Annotated in this window: 6 protein-coding genes; 4 read left to right on the top strand and 2 right to left on the bottom strand. The window is 38.8% G+C overall.

Annotation, left to right across the window (positions count from 1 at the left end; translation table 11 throughout):
* Positions 1-29 precede the first annotated feature (29 nt).
* On the bottom strand, positions 30-1,169 hold the full coding sequence (locus tag EUBHAL_RS03715; RefSeq protein WP_005345004.1) for a S66 family peptidase: 1,140 nt from the start codon (positions 1,167-1,169) through the stop codon (positions 30-32).
* Between the two features lie 199 nt (positions 1,170-1,368).
* Between EUBHAL_RS03715 and EUBHAL_RS03710 the strand changes: the two genes are divergently transcribed.
* Positions 1,369-1,989 carry a rod shape-determining protein MreC gene (locus EUBHAL_RS03710; protein WP_044921817.1) on the top strand — a complete coding sequence of 207 codons (621 nt, stop codon included), beginning with the start codon at positions 1,369-1,371 and terminating at the stop codon, positions 1,987-1,989.
* Between the two features lie 99 nt (positions 1,990-2,088).
* Here the strand turns inward: EUBHAL_RS03710 and proC are convergent, their stop codons facing one another.
* On the bottom strand, positions 2,089-2,871 hold the full coding sequence (gene proC / locus EUBHAL_RS03705; protein WP_005345001.1) for a pyrroline-5-carboxylate reductase: 783 nt from the start codon (positions 2,869-2,871) through the stop codon (positions 2,089-2,091).
* Between the two features lie 357 nt (positions 2,872-3,228).
* On the opposite strand from proC, the gene EUBHAL_RS03700 reads away from it, so the two are divergent.
* From EUBHAL_RS03700 to EUBHAL_RS16120, 3 genes are all read left to right on the top strand, one after another.
* A complete protein-coding gene (locus tag EUBHAL_RS03700; RefSeq protein WP_005344997.1) occupies positions 3,229-4,398 on the top strand; it encodes a leucine-rich repeat protein in 1,170 nt (389 codons plus the stop codon).
* Between the two features lie 11 nt (positions 4,399-4,409).
* Complete coding sequence (locus tag EUBHAL_RS03695; RefSeq protein ID WP_005344995.1) at positions 4,410-5,696, top strand: vWA domain-containing protein; 1,287 nt, start codon at positions 4,410-4,412, stop codon at positions 5,694-5,696.
* A 92-nt stretch (positions 5,697-5,788) separates the two neighbouring features.
* On the top strand, positions 5,789-7,462 hold the full coding sequence (locus tag EUBHAL_RS16120; protein ID WP_005344993.1) for an ATP-binding protein: 1,674 nt from the start codon (positions 5,789-5,791) through the stop codon (positions 7,460-7,462).
* The last annotated feature ends 184 nt before the right edge of the window (positions 7,463-7,646 follow it).

Raw genomic sequence — 7,646 nt, 5'->3', positions numbered from 1 at the left:
CCGGCCGCTTGCCAGAAGAGGACAAAGCCTTACTTATACTCCATATCTATTGTTATCGAATTATCTTTTACCTTCGCTTCAGCCACGCTTCCACATACCAGCGGCATCATTGGTGGTAAATGTCCGATATCCAGATCCATAATTATCGGTACGTTATATTTTGATAAAATATCAATAACTGCTTTGTACTGATCTAAACCGAAGAATTCTTCTCCATAACAGTATGGTCGTCCAATCAAAAAGCCTTTTGTATTTTTAAACCATCCTGACTCATCAAGCTGCCATAATGCCCTGCGAATTCCCATTACATTAAGATCACAAGCTTCTAAGAACCAGAGCACACCATCTTCCTTATACTTTTCATTAAATTCTTCTACTTTATCGAACTTTGTACCACATAAAGTAGCAAGGCAATCAAGACAGCCTCCTAAAAGCCGCCCTTTTACAGCAATTTCTTCCCTTTCATTTATAATTTTATGAGGTTCACCTGCCGATACCTTATCACAAGATATTTTATTACAATCTGATACACTCTGAATTTCTTCTGGTTCTTTTCCTGTAGAAAGCCCATCCTCCGCCGTCCAGGTACGAAGCTCAAATTTTTCCGTCACATTATATGGTACTAATGGATTCTCTTCTGTCTTTAAACCTTCCCTTTCCCATTTGTCATAATTGTGTACTTTTTTACACATTCCTGTTAATATTTCCATCGAATTTTTTAACGATTCATGCCACGGTTCCATGCCAAAAGCTGCTGCACACGGGCCATAAATGCCTGCGGTATCACAAAGAGTTGCCAATAAAAAAAGGAGATTTGTGTTATCTGAATAACCCATAAACCATTTTGGCTCTTCCTGTCGAATCTTTTCAAAGTCTACATATGGGAGAATTTCGCACATCAATTCTCCGCCACCACAGGAAATAAGAACATCTACATCTTCTTTTTCATACCACTCATTGAATTCTTGGGCGCATTTTTCCGGCGTATTACTGATTCCTATGCCGCATCCTTCATAAACATTAGGGCCAAGACTCAAAGAATACCCCTCTTTTGTCCATACTTTCTGTGCGTTCTCAAATGCACTTTTATAAGGTTCTATGTTACATCCAAATGATGGCGCAACAAATCCTATTGTACCATTTTCTGGTAAAAATTTCCCGTATTTCATGTCATTTTCCTCCTGTTTTTATCATACCATAAACTTCCATGTTGTTACTAGCTTAGTCTTAATTATTAAGGTTTTTAACATCATTTCGCTATAAGTGTTACAAAATTGTTAACTTTATCTTGACATTTCTTAATAATTATATTAATATAGGTCTTGTGCAAATCGAAAAACACGCAATTTATTAAAAAGGAGATATCGTTTGAAATATTTAAAATCAAAATTATTTACTAGTTTATTCGCAATTTTATTAATATTAAGCTTCTGTATGGCTAAGCCTGCACAGGTTCATGCCAGTAAAGCAGAATCCGCTAAGATGGCTCGCTGGATGAGCATTTGCAGTTCCATGGCTGACAATATCGAAAAGAAACATTTCGTTTACAGCAATGGCGGAACAGCAAGAACTTACAACTCTGCAGTTAAAAGAAGCAGACGTTCTAACTGTGCATTATATGTTTCCTGGTGCTTACAGAAATACGGCGCATTAGGTTCAGGCCAGACATTCTACATCCGCCGTGGAAGTTCTTCTATCAGAAAAAACTTCGGACACTGGAAAAAGAAAAAAGTACAGGTTATCAGAGTTAATAAACGTGCTTCCCGCGTAAACTTAAAGAAGGGTGACGTTGTTCTCTGGTCCGGACTTGGACACACAAACATTTACGCTGGTAAGAATTCTTCTGGTGAACGCTTATGGTTTGACGCTGGTAAAGCTGCCACATATGGTCACCACTCAGGAAGCCGCTTTAACAATATCGGAAAGAAAACTCAGGGATATTTAAATTCTAAAACTGTTTCTTATATCATCCGAATTAAGGGACTTTAAGATTTCATACATAATTTAGATTAAATATTTCAAAACCGATTATATATAGTAAATATAACCCCCACGGAATTTTTCGTGGGGTTTTTTATTTATAAAATACTACTTATTCATAATTGCATCAATCGCATCAATAAATCCAGCCCTGATTCCCGCATGCTCTAATGCATCCACACCACAGATTGTTGTTCCTGCCGGTGAACATACATTATCCTTTAACACACCTGGATGCTCGCCGGTCTCAAGCTGCAATTTGGCACTTCCAAGTATCATCTGAGATACCATTTCATACGCCTGCTTTCTAGGTACTCCATATTTTACCCCGGCGTCTCCTAACGCTTCAATTATCAAATCTACAAAAGCAGGGCCACAGCCTGTAAGTGCTCCACCGATTCCCATCAAATGAACTGGCAGCTCAATTACAATTCCCAATGCTTCAAATAACTTTTTAATTTCTTCTCTTTCTTCTGGTAAAAGTGAATTTTTCTCTTCAAATAAAAGAACACCCTCTCCTACCATTGCCGGTGTATTTGGCATGATAAACTGAAGTCTTGTACTTTTATCAAGATATTTCTCATACTTGTCATAATTCCAGCCTGCCGCGATAGAAATTAATGCCTTTCCTTTTAACTCTTCCTTAATCTCAGAAAGAACTCCTTCTATCTGATATGGTTTACAAGCCATCACTAAAGTATCTGCTTTTGCTGTTAATCCTTTTAAATCCTTGCATGGAACAAAACCAATTTTTTCTGCATTTGCCTCAAGCTTTTCATAATGCGGTGCGTAGGCAAATACTTCTTCTTTTTTCATTAAACCTTTTTGTAATATTCCTGCTGCTATTGCTCCTGCCATGTTCCCCATTCCAATAAATCCTAATGTTTTCATGTTGTCCTCCTGTCTGTCAATTCTATGATTTTAGATATACATATCTTTCATAATATCAAAATAAAATTATGAAAATGTATTGTCTATGGCTTCTTTATTCCAAGAAATAAAATCTCTCAGAACTTTATTTGCAGATAGTTTACCATATTTTTTGTTATCTCTCACTCTTTTTTCCTGTTTTTGTGATATGATGCTAAAGGAAACAAAAAATGAATTGTAAACTGTACAGCCTTGTTTCTTTTCTCATATCGTTTGCGTAAAACAACGGGCTGACTACAATCACACAATGCGTCTTTATGCAGGAATGATTTTTCAAACACTCTAGAACTACAAATTTATTACAATAGGATTTTGACTATGGATTTTACAAAAAATACAAATTTATCAATTGAGGAAATATCTGAAAACAAAACATCAGGCAATGAACTATCTGTTACTAAAATATCCGATAGTACGGCCGAAAAAACATTTACAAATAATGCTTTTTCTCATTTTGTTACAGATACTATGACTATTCTCTGGGAACCTGCCGATTCGGGCTGCCGGCTGCTTCGCTGTTTTGGCAACAGTCCCATATTGAATGTTCCAGATATGATTGACGGACGGACAGTCAGTGAAATGGGAGCTTACTGTTTTTCCCGTTCTCGCCCCAGATTTCCTGAGAAAATTTACAAAACTATTTTTATAGATATAGAAAATCAGGAAACTACACTGGAAAGCGGACAGGCTTTTAACCAGAAAGATTTTGATTTTTCAGCTTTTGGAACAGAGCTTGATGGTACCTTTCTTGAAGAAATCACTCTTCCTGACTGTGCAACAACACTTCACAATGCCGCATTTTATAACTGCCGTAAATTAAAAAAACTTTCTGTAGGAACTGCAATTTCCGGCATTGGAAGCGATGAATTTATGAATGATTCCCAGCTGGAGCATCTGATCATTCGTGGAAAAGATTCTGAAGCAACCGGTTTACCTCTTATTTTGGAGCGAATCGCAGAAAATATTACCGTTTCTTTCTGTCCGAATTCCTCCTCATCACCAGAAAGTATTGTGTTCTTCCCTGAATATTATGAATGGTTAGACGAGATTTCCCCGGCTCATATTTTTAGCAGAAGTATTCATGGTGAAGGCTTCCGCATGAGAAAGAGCTTTGAAAACGGTATTCTCAATTACAGAAAGTATGATTCCTGCCTTGAAAATGCTCTTACGGTCGAATCGCCGGAGTCTTTATGTAAAATTGCTTTAAACCGCCTTCGCTGGCCTTCTCGGCTGGAAGACATTTTTAGAGAAAAATATGAAAATGTCATAAAAAAATATATGGGCACTGCTTTTACCCTTGCCGTAAAAGATCAGGACTTTCCGATGCTTCAATTTATCTGCGAGCATTTTTCTCCCGATGCATCCGCTCTCGCTTCTGCCATCGACCAGTGCATAGAAAAAGAATGGGGAGAGGGAAATGCTTTTTTAATAGAAGCAAAACATAAGTCTTTTTCTAAAAAAACATTTGATTTTGACCTGGATTTTTAGGAGGTGATACAATGACACAAACTGAATGGGAAAATGAAATGTGTATTAAAATTCTCGAACTTATTCAAAATGAACTATATGTGGATTTTCGTTATCTTGATGTTGCCGTTTCCGCACTTACCTTAACACCAAATGATTCTCTTCGTTCGACAGCAACTGATGGAATCTCCTTCTTTTTCCCGCCAGAACAGATTCTTCGGGTATTCCGCTCCAACCCGCTTTTCTTAAATCGCGCTGTACTGCACAGCGTATTTCACTGTATTTTTCGGCATCTGTGGATTCGTGGAAGCCGCGATCCAGATTTGTGGAACCTTTCCTGCGACATTGCTGTAGAGTGGATTATTGATTCTTTTGAGAAGAAAAGCGTAAAGCGTGCTCTCTCTGGAATACGCACAAATATTTATAACGATTTTCGTCAATATAAAATTCCCATCACGGCCGCAAATATTTACAGGTATCTTTTACCCGATATCGCTGACAATCCAGACCGATTAAATCAACTTATGATGGAGTTTTTTACCGATGATCACCGTTTCTGGCCAAAAAAACCGTCAACTTCGCCTTCCGCCGCAAAGGCAGGACAATCATGGGATAAAATCAGCCGCCGCATGGAACAGGAATTAAATCTTCGTGGCGATGATTCCGCCTCCGGCATTGATGCTATGAAAACGCAGATCAAAGAGGGAAAAAGCCGCCGTTCCTATAAAGACTTCCTTCGAAAATTCACCGTACTTAAGGAAGAACTTCACTGTGACTATGATGAATTTGACTTAAATTATTACTCTTATGGTCTGCGGCTTTATAAAAATATGCCGCTGATTGAACCATTAGAAAGCCGGGAAGTAACTAAGATTTCTGAGTTTGTCATTGTCATTGACACAAGCTATTCGACCAATGGCCCACTTGTCCAGAAATTCCTTGAAGAAACATTTCAGATTATTCAGGAGCGGGACAGCTTTTTCCATAAAAGCCAGATTCGAATTATTCAATGTGACAATCAGGTACACTCAGATACCATTATTAAGGAACAGAGAGACATTCCAAAACTGCTCCATAACTTTGAATTAATCGGTGGCGGGGGTACCGATTTCCGTCCTGCCTTTTCTTACATTAATAAATTACTTGAAGATGGAGAATTTCAAAATTTGAAGGGTGTTCTGTACTTTACAGATGGAAAAGGCATTTATCCCGCAAAAAGGCCACCTTATGAAACTGCCTTTTTGTTCTTAGGAGAAGAAGAACATCCTGATGTGCCAGCATGGGCGATGAAATTGATATTGCACGAGGAAGATCTTTAAATATTTATTCAACTTTATGAATATGACCAAAAATTACCTGTTATTATATTTGGTATTCTATAAATCTATCAACAACGAAAGGATTCAATCTTATGAATATAAAAAAAGCAAAAGAAGATATTAAAAATACCGTTCGGGCTTATCTGAAGAAAAATGATTACGGACAGTACAGTATTCCCTCTATCCGCCAGCGTCCCATGTTATTAATGGGGCCTCCCGGAATCGGCAAAACACAGATTATGCAGCAAATTGCACAGGAATGTAACATCGGCCTTGTGGCATATACCATCACTCACCACACCAGACAAAGTGCTGTCGGACTGCCATTTATTAAAGAAAAAACATTTGATGGCAAATCTTACTCCGTCACCGAATATACAATGAGTGAAATCATTTACAGCATCTATCAGTACATGGAAGAGTCCGGCAAAAAAGAAGGTATTCTTTTTATCGACGAAATTAACTGTGTTTCTGAAACACTTGCTCCAACAATGCTGCAATTTTTACAGTGCAAAACTTTCGGAAATCAGGCTGTCCCAGAAGGATGGATTATCGTTGCCGCAGGCAACCCACCAGAATACAACCGAAGCGTCCACGACTTTGACTTCGTAACCTTAGACCGTGTACGCAAAATTGATATTGAAGCAGACCTTGACGTTTTCAAAGGCTACGCCAGAGCACGACATTTGCACCCATTCATTTTAAGCTATTTAGAACTCCGCCCGCAGAACTTTTACCGTACAGAAAATGATGTGGATGGCATTCAGTTCGTAACCGCCAGAGGATGGGAAGATTTAAGCAGCCTTATCTACACTTACGAAGAGCTTTCTATCAAAGTAGACGAAGACATCATCCACCAGTTCATTCAGCACGCGGACATTGCAAAAGACGTTGCCGCCTACTATGATCTCTACCAAAAATACAGAGACGACTACGATATCAGCCGCATCCTCACAGGACAGGCCGGAGCCGACATCTATGCCAAACTGTTCCGCGCTTCTTTTGACGAACATTTAAGCTGTGTCGAACTCCTCATCAGCGGGCTGCATAACTATATCTCCGATGCTCTAACTGCCGATAATCTGACAACAGAAGCCTATGCCTTCTTAAAAACTTATCAGATTGAATTGAAAAAACAGATTCAAAATTCTTCCGATTCAGATTCTGCAGCTCCAGGCTCGGATATATCTGACACTGTCTCAAAAGTGAATCACTCAAATGGCAATATAGCTGCTACTTCTAATACGGCTCATTTAGATTGTGGTACACCTGATCCTAAATCCAGTATCCCAACTGAAAATGGACTCTACCGCGTCCTTCTACAGAAAAAAGCAGCAGAATATGAACAGGAAAATAAAGCAGGTCTCACCTCTCCAGAACAGAAAAACTTCCAATTAAAATTATTGGAACTCCTTACTGCCTGGACACCAGACTCCAGCCTTCCACCAAAAGAAGCCTTCCTCGCTGCCAAATCTGGATTTGATAAACAATGCCAAACCCGCATAGATACAATAAAAAAAGCATCCTCCGCGCTGGAAAATGCTTTCACTTTCATGGAAGAAGCCTTCGATGAAGGCCAGGAAATGGTTGTATTTGTCACGGAACTTACAATGGATCCGGAGGCATCACAGTTTATTACGGAAAATGGATGCGAACGGTACTTCAAATATAATAAAACCTTGTTAGTCGGCAATCGACGGGCTGCAATCCTAAAAGAATTGGACAGAGATGCTATATACTCTAATCCAAATGAATATGAATTCTGATTTGCCGCAGGCAAAATAGACGCCCACAGTAAATAAAAGAAACTATATTTATGACTTTAGTCGCGGCGGTTTGAATACTCGCTTCTACACGCTCGTATCCAAACCTTGCTCCGAGGTCACAAATATAGTTTCTTTTATTTACTGTGGGCTGTGCTTTTGCTGCTGGAAAAAACAGAATTCATAT

This window comes from Anaerobutyricum hallii DSM 3353 (genome assembly GCF_000173975.1).
Classification (GTDB): domain Bacteria; phylum Bacillota; class Clostridia; order Lachnospirales; family Lachnospiraceae; genus Anaerobutyricum; species Anaerobutyricum hallii.
The sequence above is the reverse complement of the archived record's forward strand: the minus strand, read 5'-3'. Positions and strand labels throughout refer to the sequence as shown.